This window comes from Ensifer sp. LBL, assembly GCF_050435225.1.
Lineage (GTDB): Bacteria > Pseudomonadota > Alphaproteobacteria > Rhizobiales > Rhizobiaceae > Ensifer.
Genome location: NZ_JBNDJY010000005.1, coordinates 59,874 through 74,713 on the forward strand (window position 1 = coordinate 59,874; position 14,840 = coordinate 74,713).

Annotated in this window: 14 protein-coding genes; 1 reads left to right on the top strand and 13 read right to left on the bottom strand. The window is 63.0% G+C overall.

Going from position 1 to position 14,840, the window contains the following annotated elements; translation table 11 throughout:
• Positions 1 to 59: 59 nt before the first annotated feature.
• The 11 genes from aguB to OKW20_RS20320 form a co-directional block, all read right to left on the bottom strand.
• The gene (aguB, locus tag OKW20_RS20270) at positions 60 to 935 is read right to left on the bottom strand and encodes an N-carbamoylputrescine amidase (RefSeq protein WP_429174687.1); all 876 of its coding nucleotides are present in this window, start codon (positions 933 to 935) and stop codon (positions 60 to 62) included.
• Between the two features lie 10 nt (positions 936 to 945).
• The gene (locus OKW20_RS20275) at positions 946 to 2,355 is read right to left on the bottom strand and encodes an aminotransferase (protein ID WP_429174689.1); all 1,410 of its coding nucleotides are present in this window, start codon (positions 2,353 to 2,355) and stop codon (positions 946 to 948) included.
• A gap of 44 nt (positions 2,356 to 2,399) precedes the next feature.
• The gene (locus tag OKW20_RS20280) at positions 2,400 to 3,425 is read right to left on the bottom strand and encodes an extracellular solute-binding protein (RefSeq protein ID WP_052202054.1); all 1,026 of its coding nucleotides are present in this window, start codon (positions 3,423 to 3,425) and stop codon (positions 2,400 to 2,402) included.
• 46 nt (positions 3,426 to 3,471) lie between these two features.
• Entirely contained in the window at positions 3,472 to 4,272 is an 801-nt protein-coding gene (locus tag OKW20_RS20285; protein WP_052202055.1) for an ABC transporter permease, read from the bottom strand.
• Between the two features lie 12 nt (positions 4,273 to 4,284).
• Complete coding sequence (locus OKW20_RS20290) at positions 4,285 to 5,199, bottom strand: ABC transporter permease (protein WP_429174691.1); 915 nt, start codon at positions 5,197 to 5,199, stop codon at positions 4,285 to 4,287.
• A complete protein-coding gene (locus OKW20_RS20295; RefSeq protein WP_429174693.1) occupies positions 5,196 to 6,377 on the bottom strand; it encodes an ABC transporter ATP-binding protein in 1,182 nt (393 codons plus the stop codon). Before OKW20_RS20295 ends, OKW20_RS20290 begins: the two co-directional genes overlap by 4 nt.
• 256 nt (positions 6,378 to 6,633) lie before the next feature.
• The gene (locus tag OKW20_RS20300; RefSeq protein WP_043623998.1) at positions 6,634 to 7,398 is read right to left on the bottom strand and encodes an ABC transporter permease; all 765 of its coding nucleotides are present in this window, start codon (positions 7,396 to 7,398) and stop codon (positions 6,634 to 6,636) included.
• Between the two features lie 7 nt (positions 7,399 to 7,405).
• Positions 7,406 to 8,257, bottom strand: coding sequence for an ABC transporter permease (locus tag OKW20_RS20305; RefSeq protein ID WP_402324538.1), 852 nt, complete (start codon positions 8,255 to 8,257; stop codon positions 7,406 to 7,408).
• Positions 8,254 to 9,363: an ABC transporter substrate-binding protein gene (locus OKW20_RS20310; protein ID WP_429174695.1), complete on the bottom strand. Its 1,110-nt coding sequence runs from the start codon at positions 9,361 to 9,363 to the stop codon at positions 8,254 to 8,256. The genes OKW20_RS20305 and OKW20_RS20310 overlap by 4 nt, the downstream gene beginning before the upstream one ends.
• A 48-nt stretch (positions 9,364 to 9,411) precedes the next feature.
• A complete protein-coding gene (locus OKW20_RS20315; protein ID WP_429174697.1) occupies positions 9,412 to 10,491 on the bottom strand; it encodes an ABC transporter ATP-binding protein in 1,080 nt (359 codons plus the stop codon).
• Positions 10,492 to 10,506: 15 nt separating this feature from the next.
• The gene (locus tag OKW20_RS20320; RefSeq protein ID WP_429174699.1) at positions 10,507 to 11,520 is read right to left on the bottom strand and encodes a dimethylarginine dimethylaminohydrolase family protein; all 1,014 of its coding nucleotides are present in this window, start codon (positions 11,518 to 11,520) and stop codon (positions 10,507 to 10,509) included.
• 152 nt (positions 11,521 to 11,672) lie between these two features.
• Between OKW20_RS20320 and OKW20_RS20325 the strand changes: the two genes are divergently transcribed.
• Entirely contained in the window at positions 11,673 to 12,575 is a 903-nt protein-coding gene (locus OKW20_RS20325; RefSeq protein ID WP_429174700.1) for a LysR substrate-binding domain-containing protein, read from the top strand.
• 21 nt (positions 12,576 to 12,596) lie between these two features.
• On the opposite strand, the gene OKW20_RS20330 is transcribed toward OKW20_RS20325, so the two are convergent.
• Both OKW20_RS20330 and OKW20_RS20335 read right to left on the bottom strand, forming a co-directional pair.
• Complete coding sequence (locus tag OKW20_RS20330) at positions 12,597 to 13,049, bottom strand: DUF2721 domain-containing protein (protein WP_429174702.1); 453 nt, start codon at positions 13,047 to 13,049, stop codon at positions 12,597 to 12,599.
• 260 nt (positions 13,050 to 13,309) lie between these two features.
• Entirely contained in the window at positions 13,310 to 14,782 is a 1,473-nt protein-coding gene (locus OKW20_RS20335; protein ID WP_429174704.1) for a benzaldehyde dehydrogenase, read from the bottom strand.
• Positions 14,783 to 14,840 lie beyond the last annotated feature (58 nt).

Sequence of the window (14,840 nt, forward strand, 5' to 3'; positions counted from 1 at the left end):
TCGCAGACGACCGAAGACCTGGCTCTTCCTGTTGTCGTTGAGAAATTTGCAGGCGACCGTCAGCCAATCGCCGTCTGGCCATCGAGGGTGCGAATGGCGCCGTAGAGATCCGGCCGGCGGTCGCGGTAGATGCCCCAGCTGCGCCGGAAGGCGCGGACCGCATCAAGATCGAAACGTGCCGTCAGATAGGTTTCGTCGGTCCGGCTCGCCTCCACAACGATCGCCCCCGTCTGGTCGGCAATGAAGGATGTGCCATAAAACAGCGCCTCGCTGTTGCCGGCTGCCTCCCGGCCAACCCGGTTGGAGGCGATCACCGGGATCATGTTGGCGGCCGCATGCCCCTGCATCGTGCGACGCCAATGGCCGGAACTGTCGATCTCGACGTTCTGTTCGCTGCCGATCGCCGTCGGGAAGAGCAGAAGTTCCGCCCCTTGCAAGGCGAGTGCCCGGGCGGTTTCCGGGAACCATTGATCCCAGCAGATGCCGCAGCCAATCCGCGCGTATTTCGTATCGATAGCACGAAAGCCGGTATCGCCGGGGCTGAAATAAAACTTCTCCTCATAACCCGGCGCCTGCGGAATATGGGACTTGCGGTAGTTCCAGAGGATCTCGCCGTCCGCATCGATGATCGCCAGCGAATTGTATTGCGCCGGCCCGGCCTTCTCGTAGTAGGAAATAGGCAGAACCACGCCGAGCTCTTTCGCAACCGTGCGAAAATGCCTGATGGCGCGATCCTCGCCGAGGCTCGCGGCGAGATCGAGATGGTGGATCGTCTGCTCCAGGCAAAAATAAGGTGTCTGGAACAGCTCCTGCAGAAGGATGATCTGCGCACCATCCTCGTGCGCAAGCCGCACCAGTTCCTCGGCCTTTTCGATGTTCTCGTAGATGTTCCAGCCGCAGGCCATCTGCGTCGCTGCGACGGTGACTTCGCTCATGTCTTGCTCCTCAAGCAGCGCTGCGGCGGGATGCCGTGAAGGCAGCAATCGATTCCGACAAAGCGGAAACGATCGCGTCGCATTCGGCCTCCGTGACGATCAAAGGTGGCGACACAATGAGCCGGTTGCCGACCGGGCGAACGACGACGCCGCGAGCAACGCAACCCTGGAAGATGGTTTCGCTTGCTTTCTCGTAGATCGGCAGCGGCTGCTTCGTCGCCTTGTCGGCGACCAGATCGATTCCGAGCATCAGACCGGCGCCGCGCACGTCGCCAACGATGTCGTGGGCGAGCAGGGCCTTCGCCTGCTTCTGCAGGTATGCGCCAGTCCGTGCTGCATGCGGCAGCAACCGTTCGCGCTCCATAATCTCGATGTTGGCAAGCGCCGCCGCACAGGCGACCGGATGCCCGGAATAGGTAAGACCCATCGAGAACACGCCGCCTTCGCATTGCGGACGGCTGATGACGTCGTAGATCTCGTCGGAAAGCAGGGTTGCGCCGAGCGGGATATAGCCGGATGTGATGCCCTTGGCCGAAACCAGGATGTCCGGCTGGGTCCCGTAGATCGCGTCGGACGCGAACCATTCGCCCAAGCGGCCGAAGCCAGTCACGACTTCATCGGCGATATAGAGGATATCGTTGCGACGGCAGACCGCCTGCATGCGTTTGTGATAGCCCTTCGGTGCGACGAGCACGCCGCCGGCACCCATGATCGGCTCGGCGATGAACGCGGCGACATTCTGGGGGCCGAGCTGTTCGATGCGCATCTCGAATTCGCGCACCAGCAGGTCGCAATAGGCCTCCTCGGTCATACCATCAGGGCGGGCGTAACAATCGGCAGCCGAGATGTGGTGGATGAAATCCTCGCCGACCTGGGCAAAGCCATACTTGGTGCCGTGAATACCGGTCAGCGCCGCCGCCACATAGGTCGCGCCGTGATAGCCGTTGTTGCGCGAGATGATCTTGCGCTTGCCCGGCTTGCCGCGCATGGCGAAGTAGTAGTGCACGATGCGGATCGCCGCATCGTTCGCGGTCGAACCGCCGCAGGTGTAATAGACATGGTTGAGGCTTCCGGGCGCAAGCTCCGCAAGCCGCGCTCCGAGTTCTGCGGCCGGCACGTTCCCCGACGCGCCGAAGGGATTGTAATAGTCCATGTCCATGACCTGGGCGGCAATCGCATCGGCCATCTCGCGACGGCCATGGCCGATGTTGACGCACCAGAGACCGGCGATGCCGTCGAGCAGTCGGCGCCCGGCATTGTCGACGACATAGGCGCCCTCGGCCTTCTCGATGATCTGGCTGCCGGTCGCAGCAAAGGTCGAGAAGTCGGTATAGGGGTGCAGGACGTGATCCCGGTCCTTCTCGAAGGCCGAGCGGGCGTTCGGCCGATCGGCGGGAACGACGGATTGAACGATGGTCATTGGTTTCTCCAGAATGGCATGAGGCATGGTCTGCGAGATCGGCGTCACCGCAGAAGCTTGGTCCAGACGCGGTCGTAAAGTTTGGTGACGGCGGGCGTGCAGGCGGTTAGGAATTCCGGCGCCGGCGCGCTTTCGGGCGGGCTGAGTTCGGGTGCACCGGCGAGCGCCTTGTCGACGAATGCTTCCGACCCCTTGATGCCGTTGGCGTAGCGGGCGTAGTTGGTGATCATCGCCGCGTTTTCCGGATCCATGATGAAATTGATCCAGAGCTTGGCGTTCTCGAGGTCCGGCGCGCCCTTCGGCACCGCGACATTGTCCATCCAGCCGGTGTAGCCTTCCTTCGGATAGATGTATTCGATCGACGGTCGCTCGTCGCGGGCGCGCATGGCATAACCGTTCCAGCTCATCGAAACGGCCGCCTCGCCCGAAACCAGAAGTTCCTTGGTCTCGGAGTTGTAGCTCTTGACGAATTGCTTCTGCGTCGAGAGCAGGTCGAGAACCGCTTTGAGGTCCTCGGGATTGTCGTTGCAGCGCGGCTTGCCGAGGTAGCGTAGCGCCATGTTGATGACGTCATTGACGTCGCGCAGCATGTTGATCTTGCCCTTCACCGCATCATCCGGTTCGAACAGGATCTTCAGCGAGGTGTCGTCGCCCTTGACGATGTCGCGGTCGACGGCAAGACCGGTCGAGCCCCAGGCCCAGGGGGCCGAGTAAAGGCGACCCTTGTCCCAGAAGACGTCCCGCCACATCTCGTCGACATGCTGATAGTTCGGCATCGCCGCGACATTGATCGGCTCGAGCAGATTCTCGCCGATCAGGATCGTCATCGTATCGTGGCCAGGCACGATGATGTCGTAGCCGCCGGCTCCCGACTTCAGCTTGGCGAGCATGGTCTCCATGGAGTCGTAAGTGTCGATATGGACCTTGACCCCATAGGTCTTCTCGAATTTCTCCACCATCTCCGGCGGCGTGTATTCGCCCCAGGTGTAGATGAAGAGGTCGCCGGCGGCCGATGCGGGTCCGGCAAGGGTGGAGGCAAGCAGGGCGGTAAAGACGGCAGCTTTTTTCATCTGATGTTCCCTTTCTTGTTTTGATTTTCGTTGAGTTTTCGCGATGTCAGTGCTTGCGGCCCGCCTGCCCCAGCAGTCCCGAAATCAAGACCAGCACGGTCGAGGCGGCGAGCATCAGCGTCGAGATCGCATTGACCTCCGGCGTCATGCCAAGCCTCAGCATGCCGTAGATGTGGAGCGGCAGGGTGGTAGCGCCGGGGCCGGCGACGAGCGCGGTAATGATGAAATCGTCGAGTGAGATGATGAAGGCGAGCAGCCAGCCGGAGACGAGGCCCGGCACCAGCAAAGGCAGGGTGATGCGCAGGAAGGCCTTGGCCGGCGAGGCATAGAGGTCGGCCGCAGCCGACGGCAGCGTCGCGTCCATGCTTTCGAGCCGTGCCTTGATCGGCAGGTAGGCAAAGGGGATGCAGAAGACGATGTGGGCAATCAGGATGGTGGCAAAGCCGAGACTGATGCCGACCGCGACGAAGAACACCAGCGAGGCGACGGCGGTGACGATTTCCGGCACCATCAGCGGGAAGGTGAGAACGACATAGGCGCCCTCGCCGCCGCCCTTCTTGCGATTGACGGTCGCTATGGCTGCGCCAAGCGCAAAGACCGTGGCGACGGTCGCCGCGATGATGGCGATCACCACCGAGTTGATGGCGGCCGTCTGAATGTTCTGATTGGCAAAGACGGTCTGGTACCAGCGGAACGAAAAGCCGGTCCAGCGGGTGACCGAGCGGCCATCGTTGAAGGAGTAGATCGCCAAAACGACGATCGGCGCATAGAGGAAGACGACGCAGCCGACGGAAAGAAGGCCGAAGCCGGGAAAGACACGCAGGTCGCGCAAGCGGGCGATGGACATGGCGGACCTCTCTCAGTGCTGCTCTTGCTGCTGGGCGGCGCGTCGCGCCAGCCAGAGAAGGACGATGAGGGTGATGGTGAGCAGGATCATCGACAGCGCCGCACCGAACGGCCAGTTGCGCGCCGCCTGGAACTGCGTTCCGATCAGGTTGCCGATCATCAGCGTCTTGCCGCCACCGAGAATGTCGGGCGCCAGGTAGGAGCCAACCGAGGGAATGAAGACGAGCAGGCTGCCGGCGATTAGCCCGGGTCGCATGACCGGCAGCACGATGCGGAAGAAGGCGACCCTGCGGCTGGCATAGAGATCGTAGGCGGCTTCCAGCAGGCGGAAATCGAAGCGCTCGAAGGCCGAATAGAGCGGCAGCACCATGAAGGGCAGGAACGAGTAGATCAGCCCGAGCGAGATGGCAAAGCCGTTGTAGCTCAGCGCCAGGGGCTGGTCGATGAAACCGAGGTCGAGCAAAGCGCTGTTGACCGGGCCATCGTCACGCAACACGAAAAGCAAAGCGATGGTGCGGATCAGGAGGTTCACCCAATAGGGGATCGTGATCAGGAAGAGCCAGATGTTCTTCACCCGGTCGGTGCGGTTGGCGATGTAATAGGCGGTCGGCACGCTGATCACGAGGCAGAGCAGCGTCGCGACAAACGCCTGCATGAGCGAGCGGGCGACGATGATCAGATAGTCGGGCGTAAAGGTCAGGCTGTCGTCGAGGAAATCCCGCTCGAACAGGATCTGCTCGTAGGCCGCCGTCGTAAACGTCCACTCGACGCCGCCATAGGCGCCCGGCACGAGAAAGGAATAGGTGAGCATGATCGCGATCGGCGCGACCATGAACACAAGAATGATACCGAGCGACGGCCACAGCAGGCCGGCATGGGCGAGCCCGGCCGGAATGCGCGAAGAGAGGGCGAGAGGCCGGGCGCTCATGACAGCAGAACCTTCACGGAGCCGGGCTCGAAACCGAGGCTGACGACGTCGCCGGGGGCGAAATCCTGGCGACCGCGCAGGCCGCCACGCGGCGACCGTGCCGTCAGCGCGTGGTTGCCGGCGCGCAGGTGGTATTCGACCGCATTGCCGAGATAGGTGCGATCGGTGACCTTTGCGCGTTCCTGTCCGTCGCTGGGCCCGCTGCCGAGCACCAGCCGTTCGGGGCGAATCGAGAGCCAGACCTGCTGCCCGGTTTCGACGCGTTCAGCGATCGGCGCATGAACCTGGTCAAGCCCCTCGATATCGAAGGCCGCCTCGCCGCCTGTGACACCTGCGACCTTCGCCGCGATCAGGTTCGATTCACCGATGAAGTCGGCGACGAAGCGGCTTTGCGGTTGTTCGTAGATGTCCTCGGGCGTGCCGACCTGCTGCAGGAGACCGTTGCTGATGACGGCGACCCGGTCGCTCATCGCCAGCGCCTCTTCCTGGTCATGGGTGACGAAGATGAAGGTGATGCCGGTCTCGCGCTGAAGTGACTTCAGCTCCAGCCGCATCTTCTGCCGGAGCTTCAGGTCGAGCGCCGACAGCGGCTCGTCGAGCAAAAGCAGCTTCGGCTGCGGCGCCAGCGCACGGGCAAGAGCAACACGCTGGCGCTGGCCGCCCGACATCGTGTCTGGCCGGCGGTCGGCGCATTCGGTCATGTGCACCATATCGAGCATGCGCTCGACGGTGCGTTCGACCTCTGCGCGCGGCTTGCCGAGCATCTCCAGACCGAAGGCAATATTGCGGCGGACCGTCATGTGCGGAAACAGCGCGTATTGCTGGAAGACAGTGTTGACCGGTCGCGCTTCCGGTGGAAGGCGGCTGACATCCTCGCCGAAGATCCGGCAGGTGCCTGATGTCAGCATCTCGAACCCGCCGAGGATACGCAGCAAGGTGGTCTTGCCGCAGCCAGAGGGACCGAGCAGCGTGAAGAATTCGTTGGCGCGAATGGAGAGGTTGACGTCCTTCAGCGCCTCGTGGGCCTGCGGCGTGCCGGCATTGTAGGTCTTGCGCAGGTTTCGAACCTCGGCGGCGACGCTGTTTGGATGCTGCAGAAGGGAGCCGGGCTTGCTCAGCGACGCAGCCTTGCTGTCGGCGGGCGGTGTCGGATTGGGTTCTATGATGGCGCGCTGCATGGTTCTCCTCCACTTAAGCCGACGGGAGCGAACTGATACCGTTCGGCATGAAAGGACTATGCGTGGCGTCCGGAAGGGGCGTTAGTCCCCCAGAGGGGGTATCGCCGACAGTCATGGTTTTCGGCCGTTGCGAAACGCCGAAGGCGGCCCGCAGGCCGCCTTCGCTGGGAGGGGCCGCCAAGCGCAGCCAGATATTGCCATTGAACCGCAAGCGACTGTTTTCGCTACCGGATTGTCATCCGGAAACTCGCGATGCCTACGTCTCCGACTTCCGCAAAAGGATCACCAAAGTGGTCGCGACGATCATGATCACCGATATGGCGGCCACGGCCGGATCGAGATCCAGGCGCAGGTTGTCCCAAATGCGCTTCGGCAGTGTGACGACGTTGACGCCGCTGACGAACAGGGTCACGGAGCTCTCCTCCCAGGACATGACGAGGCTGACGAACCAGGCCGCGAAAAGGCCGAAGCGGATGTTCGGCAGGATCACCCGGAAGATCGACTGCAACTGGCTTGCCCCGAGGTTTCGGGCGGCAAGCTCGAGGTTCCGGTCCAGCCGGCTGAGCGCGCCGAGGATGGCGATGACGGCAAACGGCACGATCATCACCACATGGGAGAGCACCAGTCCGGGGATCGTGTCGAGCAGGCCGATCTGCGCCAGCAGGAAATAGAGCGCGACGGCCGAAGTGACCGGCGGAACGATGATCGGCAACAGCACCAGGCCGATCAGGAAACGCCCGCTCGCCGGCCGCCGCAGCCAGATACCGATGCCGAAGGCGGCCGCAAGCGCCGTTGCAATGACGCTCGAGAGCAGCGCGACGAGCGTGCTCGTTCCGATGCTTGCAAGCCAGGTATCGGGGTCGAAGATCGCCAGGTAATGCCTGAGCGAATACGCCCCGTCCGGCATCGACAGGAAACGCTTGGCGGTGAAGGAAAACGGGATGACGGCGGCAAGAGGCAAGAGCAGGAAGAGCCCGGCCGCACCGGCAAGAAAGCCGCCAAGACGTGATGTACCAAACATGATCCACCTACCGCGACATGAGTTGTTCGATGCGCATGACGCGCTGCGACAGCCAGAGGATGGCAAAGACGACGACGAGCAATACGACACCGAGGGCGGCACCGAGCCCCCAATTGGCCGTCTGGAACATCTGCACGAATACCGATTCCGCCGTCATCACCACCCGACCGCCACCGAGGATCATCGGCGTGACGAAGAAACCGAGCGAGAAGATGAAGGTCATGGCCAGTGCCGAAAATACGCCGGGCAACGACATCGGCAGGTAGATCCGCCAGAACACCCCGAGCGGCCGGCAGCCGAGACCGAGTGCGGCCAGAAGCACACGCCTGTCGATCTTGCGCATGACAGAGGCCATCGGCAGGATCGCAAAGGGCACCATGAAGTGCACCATGCCCGTGATGACCGACCAGACGTTTCGGCCGGTCGAAAGCCCGCTCAGACCGAAGGCCGCTGCGACGTCGCTGGCAAGCCCGTTGTTGCGCAGGATGACCACCCAGCCGAAGGCGCGCACCAGCACCGAGATCCAGAACGGAATGAAGATGCAGATCTCGATCAGCCGACTGCGGCGCGCGCTGCCCATCACCCAGTAGTAGGCGAGCAGATAGGCGATCGGGATGGTGATCGCCGTGCTCAACACGCACACCCAGAAGGTTCTGAAGAAGATCGCCTGGAAGTCCGCACCGGTGAAGATGCGGACATAATTGCCGACGCCGAGCTCGGGCCGCGTGACGCTCCAGAGCGTCACGCCGGCAAAGGGCAGCACATAGGCAGCCAAGAGGATCACCGGCAATGCCCAGAGCATGACAAGCGACCCGCTCGCGCCGAGGGGCTTGAGCAACAGGAAACGCCTCTCGATCATGACGCGGTCATCGCCAGATATTTTTCGAGCGCCGCATCACCGCGGGCCGAATACCAGTCCATGTCCATCAGCACCTGTTGCGCCATGTTCTCAGCCGAGCTGCAATCCAGCCGCTTCAGCTCCGCCGGCACGAGGTCGTGCGCAAGCGGATTGCTCGGTCCGCAACCGAGGGTACGCAGCAGATCGACCTGGCGAGCCGGGTCCTGGCAATAGCGGATGAAGTCCATGGCACGGGCAGATCCCGCTGGATTGCCCTTGATCACGGCCCAACCCGAAGGTGCCAGAATACCTTCTGCATAGGTCCAGCTGACCGCTCCACCGGTATCCTTTTCCACGAGATTGGCCCGGGTGTGCCACAGCAGCGCCATCGACGCCTCGCCGTCGCGCATCAACTGCTGGCTTTCGGCACCGGAGTCCCAGAAGCTGACGATGTGCGGCTTGATCTCGTTGAGCTTGCGGATCGCCCGCTCCTCGTCGAGCGGGTACAGTTGGTCCATCGGCACGCCGTCGGCAAGAAGTGCCGCCTCCATGCAGCCCGACATCCACTTGTAGAGCGACCGCTTGCCCGGATACTTCTCGACATTCCAGAAATCCGCCCAGGATTTTGGCGGGTTGTCGCCGAACTGCTTGGCGTCATAGGCGATGACGTAGCTCAGGAAATAGTTGGCAACGCTGTATTCGTAGGCAAAGCCCGCCTGCACCTTCTCGCGATCGACGACCTTGTAGTCGATAGGCTCGATCATGCCGACTTCGCCGAGCGACTTCGTAGCCCCCGGATCGCAGTCGCAAACATCCCAGGAAACGGCACCGCCTTCGAACTGCGCCTTCATCGCACCCTTGGTCGGTCCGGAGCCGTCGATTTTGACGGCAATGCCCTGCTGTTCGGCGTAGCTGGCGGTCAGCGCCGCCTCAAATGCGCCGACCGCGTCGCCGCCCCAGTTGGTGACCACCAACTGGCCTTCGGCTGCGCGAGCCGGTCGGGCCCCAAGATGTGGTGCGACGCCGAGCAGGACGAGGCCCGTCAGGAACGTCCGCCGGTCGATGCGACCGGCAAGATGACCGTCCCGCAGGAGTTCGAGGCATTCCGCTTTCAGATCGTTTTTCATAGCATTTCCCCTTGTTGTTGTTTGGTTCGCATGCATTTGAAGGCGCCCTCAGCCGGCGAGCACCCGTCCGTCCAGGTGGCCCCAGTGCACCCAGAGCTGTTCGCCGCGCGCCGGCGGCAAACCGAGCGCATCACGGGCCGTCGTCAATGTCAGGCTGGTGCCCTCTGGAGCGGTGCCTTTGACGATGGTCGTGCCGCCCTGAAAGACGACGCCGTCGACGGTCATCGGCAAAAGGTTGTGGTCCACCTTCGGCCGATCGCGGCAAAGCGTCAGTTTTTCGGGGCGTATGGCGAGCACGGCCGGTTTGCCCTCCAACTGGTCTGCACCGGGCAGGACGGCGCGCACGCCGAACTCGCCGATATGCGCATGGAGCTCGCCACCGACCGCTCGTTGCCGGGTCACCGGGAGCGAGTTCATCGTGCCGAGAAACTCCGCGACGAAGCGGGAATTCGGCTCGTCGTAGAGAACGTTCGGCCGGTCGAGCTGGACGATGCGGCCACGATCGAAGATCGCGATCCGGTCGGACATGGCCATCGCTTCCATCTGGTCGTGGGTAACGAACAGGAAGGTCGTTCCTGTTTTCCGATGGATATCGACCAGCTCGTCCTGCAACTGTTCGCGCAGGTTCTTGTCGAGCGCCGACAGCGGCTCGTCGAGAAGCAGAAGTTCCGGCTCGAACACCAGCGCGCGCGCCAGCGCCACCCGCTGCTGCTGGCCGCCTGACAATGCCGAGGGGCGCTTGTGTTCATGCCCCTTCAAGCCGACGAGGTCGACCATGCGAGCCACCCGCTCGTCCGCCGTCGCCCGTGCCACCTTCCGGACCCGGAGCGAAAAGGCGATGTTCTCGGCGACGGTCAGATGCGGGAACAGCGCATAGCCCTGGAACACCATGCCGAAATTGCGCCTGTCGGCCGGCGTCGCGCCGATATCCTCACCGTTCCTCAAGATGGCGCCTGACGACAATGGCTCGAAGCCGGCGATCGCGTTCAGAAGCGTCGACTTGCCCGATCCGGACGGGCCGAGAAAGGTGAGGAATTCTCCCTTCTCGATGTCGAGCGAGACGTTTCTCAAGGCCTCGAAGGTCCCGAAGGACTTGCAGGCTTTGCGAATGGAAATATGGGCTGGCATGGTCTCTAACTCCGCTCAGTCGACGCTGTCCCGGATCAGTGGGCTGGTCGAGCAATGGATGCCGCCGCCGTTGAGCTGAACCTTGTCGTAGTCGATCTCAAGCACGGTGACATTGTGGCGGGCGAGCGCCTCGCGGGTCTGGTCGGAGAGGCCGCGCGGCATGATCACCCGGCCGGGCGCAATCGCCAGGCCGTTGACGATCCAGGGATTGTCGTCCTCGTTCATTTCGATCGTACGGATGCCGAGCGCGCGCAGCTTTTCCAGGAAGACGAAGGAGAGGCCGCGCGGCCAGACCAATGCGAGATCGACGTCGATCATCAGGAAATGGCCGTCGATATGAATGTCGTAGCCGCAGAGGTCGACGACCAGAAGTTCAACGCCCTGGTAGCGCAGGACCTCGGCGATCTGGCTGATGCCGTCGTCGTTGATGCGGATGCCGCGGCCGATGACGGCGGTGCGGCTGTTGAGCCAGGCAAAGCTGCCGCCTTCGGCCATCGCGGTTCCGTGCAGGGTGCGAAGCACCGGCATGCCCTGTTTTGCCAGCGTCCGGGTCACGGCGAGTTCCTCGCCATGGCGCATGCGCGGTGCCAGCCGCGGGATGATCGCCCCGCCCTTCACGGCGATGCACGAGTCCCGGGTGTAGACCGACTTGAAGCGGCCGCGATCGACGCCTTCGACATAAACGACCTCGACGCCTTCGGCCCGCAGCAAATCGGCGAGACCATCATGCTGGGCCTGCAGTTCCTCAAGGGTCGGGATGCTGTCGCTCTGCCAGTACCAGCCGGCCTCGAGGTCGCCATAGGTGCCGATTTCCTCAATGCGCTTGGTGCGGTCGATAACGGAAAACTCGTCTCCCGGGCGGTGCATCAGCACGGTGCGGAGCCGTCCGACGTCGTTGTTGCAGCCCCAGTTTCGACCCCAGAGGTTGCTCAGCCGCTCGGGCGCCTCGAAAGCGGGTTCGGCGACAGAGCCGAAATACTTGATCGTTGCGGAGTAGAGATCCTTTTTCTTCGGCGGCACGGCGTTCATGTCTGGTTCCCTTGGTGTTGGCCGGCTGTCATAGCAGCCCGTCGTTTCGTTAAAGCAGATGCTAACGGATCGTTTTCCTCCCTCATAGCGAATTGATTTCCGCCTTCAATTGAGGTTTTCTCATATATGGACGAGATCGGGGAGCGAGATCCGTGACAAGACTGCCGCCACTCAACGCCTTGCGCGCCTTCGAGGCGAGCGCCCGCAACAAAAGCCTGACAAAGGCCGCGCACGAACTGCACGTCACGCCCGGAGCGGTCAGCAAGCAGTTCCGGCAACTGGAAGAGCATTTCGGCTTTGCGCTTGCGGTCAAATCGCGCGACAGCTTCGTCCTGACGCCCGAAGGCCAGGAGCTGTTCTCCAAGCTCACCCAATCCTTCGAGACCCTCAACGATGCGGTGCTCGGCCTCCAGCGCAACCCGATCGCCGGACGGCTGGCGGTGCGCTGCATGCCGGCTTTCGCAACCCGCTGGCTGGTGCCGCGGCTTGGAAAATTCTACGACCGCCACGAGCGCGTCGAACTTCAGATCCTCTCGATGCCGGAATGGGGCGAACCGTTCCCCGACGGCCAGGCCGATCTTGCCATCATGTTCGGTGACCCGGCAGTCGCAAAGGGCGAAGCGACACCCCTCAAGCAGATGGAGTTCTTTCCCGTCTGCAGCCCGATCCTGATCAACCGTGATGGCGACATCAAGCGCACCCGGGACCTGACCCGGCACGTGCTTCTCGATGGCGTCGGCTCCACCCATTGGAACGACTGGTTCAAGCATCACGGACAGGAAATTCCCGCGACGGTTCGCCGGCTGAGTTTCGAAGACTTCAACCAGAACCTGGCCGCCGCGCGTTGCGGCATCGGGATTGCGATGGGCGACAACATCACCGCAGCCGAGGAGCTTGCCCAGGGCGCGCTCGTTCGGCCGCTCAAGGGTTTCATCAAATCGGCGACGAAAGGCTACTACATCGTCACGCAGAAGAACCGGGACAGCTCCCCGCTCGCCAAGGTGTTTATCGAGTGGGTGGTCAGCGAGGCCCAGGCGACCGTCGAATTCACCTGAAAGCTGACGGTAGCATCGGCGTCAGTCGCCGTCCGGCTCTGCCTGATCGATCCGCATCTGGCGCAGCATGTTGCGCCCGGCGATCAGCATCTCGAACAGGAACGCGAGAAGTGATCCGATGAGCGAGACGATCGCACCGCCGAAAAACCAGAAAAGGTTGTCCTCACGAAACCCGAAGGCAAGCGCGCCCGCCAGCAGGTTGAGAATGGCACAGCCCGTGCAGATCGCCGCCAAAGTCCCCAGGGCAACGGCGATCTCCAGCGCCAGCGTCCGCCGGCGCAGATAGGTTAGCTGCATCCGCCGCGCATCGCTCTGCTCGTCCTTCTCACCGATCTCGTTGACCCGATCGGACACCCTGCCGAGACGGGTCGCATAGACACTGACGAAGCCGGCAGTGCCTGCGAGAAGAAAGACAGGCGCCAGCGAGGTTTGCACGATCGAAGCGAGATCGATGACGGTCGACGGTGTCTCCATGCGTGCCTTCATTTTGCGTCGCTCGCTTCCGGCGAGACCGGGAGCAGCACTCTAGTCAGTTTTGCAGGCGTCAAAAACCGATAAATTCAACCGTTATCGGAAGCGGTCGGTTTCGGTTTCGCGGAACGCGCATTCTTGCGGGCAGCGGGAAGCGTCGAGCCCGCTTCCTCGCCACGTGCCGCAGCGACGTCATCGAATGCCGAAGAACCAAGGGATGTTGCACCCTGCGTAACGGGCGCAATTCCGTGGCCCTTGTCGCCTCAGAGCGGGTATGCCGGCGGCTCCGCCCTGATCGTCACCCACTGCCACTGGGTGAACTCTTCCCAGTTGGCCGGGCCGCCGATGCTGGTGCCGTTGCCGGAAGCGCCGACGCCGCCGAACGGATTGACGACCTCGTCATTGACCGTGGCATCGTTGATATGGAGCAGACCGACATTCAGCCTTTCGCCGAGCGCCAGTGCCCGGCCGACATTGCGCGAGACGATTGCTGCCGACAGGCCGTAATCGGTGTCGTTGGCAAGCGCGACTGCCTCCTCGTCCGTATCGAAGGTCGTGACCACCGCCACGGGCGCGAAAATCTCCTCGGCGAAGGCGGGGTTGCCGGACGAAACGCCGGCTAGCACCGTCGGCTGGAAGAACAGCCCGTCGCTGCTGCCGCCCGCTTCGAGCTTGGCACCGCCTGCGACCGCCGCCCTGACGATGCCAAGCGCGTGGTCAGCCTGGGCGCGGTTGATGAGCGGGCCAAGCGCCACCTGGCCCGAGGCCGGATCACCGACCGGCAACCTGCCGGCATGGTCTGCGAGCATGGTGGTGAACTTTTCGGCGATACCCGACTGCACCAGCACGCGACCTGCCGACATGCAGATCTGCCCCTGATGCAGATAGACGCTCCAGACGGCGTTCCTGACCGCAAGGTCGAGGTCGGCATCGTCGAGCACGATGAAGGAATTCTTGCCGCCGAGTTCAAGCGACACCTTCTTCAGATTGCGCCCCGCCGCCTCACCGACCCGGCGCCCGGCCGCCGTCGAGCCGGTAAACTGGATCATGCCAATGTTTCGGTCTTCCGTCAGCGCAGTTCCGGCCGCGCCGTCGCCCGGCAGCACCGCAAGCACGCCCTCAGGAAGCCCCGCTTCCTCGAAGAGGCGGGCGATAACGTGACCGCCGCAAAGGGCTGTGCGCGGATCAGGCTTGAGAACGACGGCATTGCCGACGGCAATCGCAGGCGCAACGGCGCGCATGGCGAGATAGAGGGGGAAATTGAACGGCGAGATGACGCCCACGACGCCAATCGGTCGGCGCTTGGCAAAGCTCAGCCGGCCCGGCTGCGACGGTAACACGGCACCGGCCGCCTGCGAGGGCATCGCAGCCGCCTCGTAGAGCGCCTTGATGGTGAGCGCGACCTCGAATTCGGCCTTTGCCGGAACGGAGCCGGATTCGCGCACCATCCAGCCGGCGATCTCGGCACGGTGTTCCTCGGCGACCTGCGCCGCCTTGCGCAAGATCTCCGCCCGCCGTTCATAGGCCGTCGCCGCCCAGGCCGGCTGTACCAGCCGAGCGCGCGCTGCTGCCTCTGCGACCGCGGCCGGGCTGGCCATACCGACCCTTCCCAATTTCGCACCCGTCGCCGGCTCGACGGCGTCCACCACATTCGCGGCCGCCCTCCAACCGCCGTCGAACAGGACACCGCCGATATGTCTTTCCTGCAGAAGCGTCTTGCCGATATCGCTGCTCATGTTTTCCTCCCGCGTCATTGCAACCAGGGTCACAAGATCGAACAGGCGCGGGAAAGCG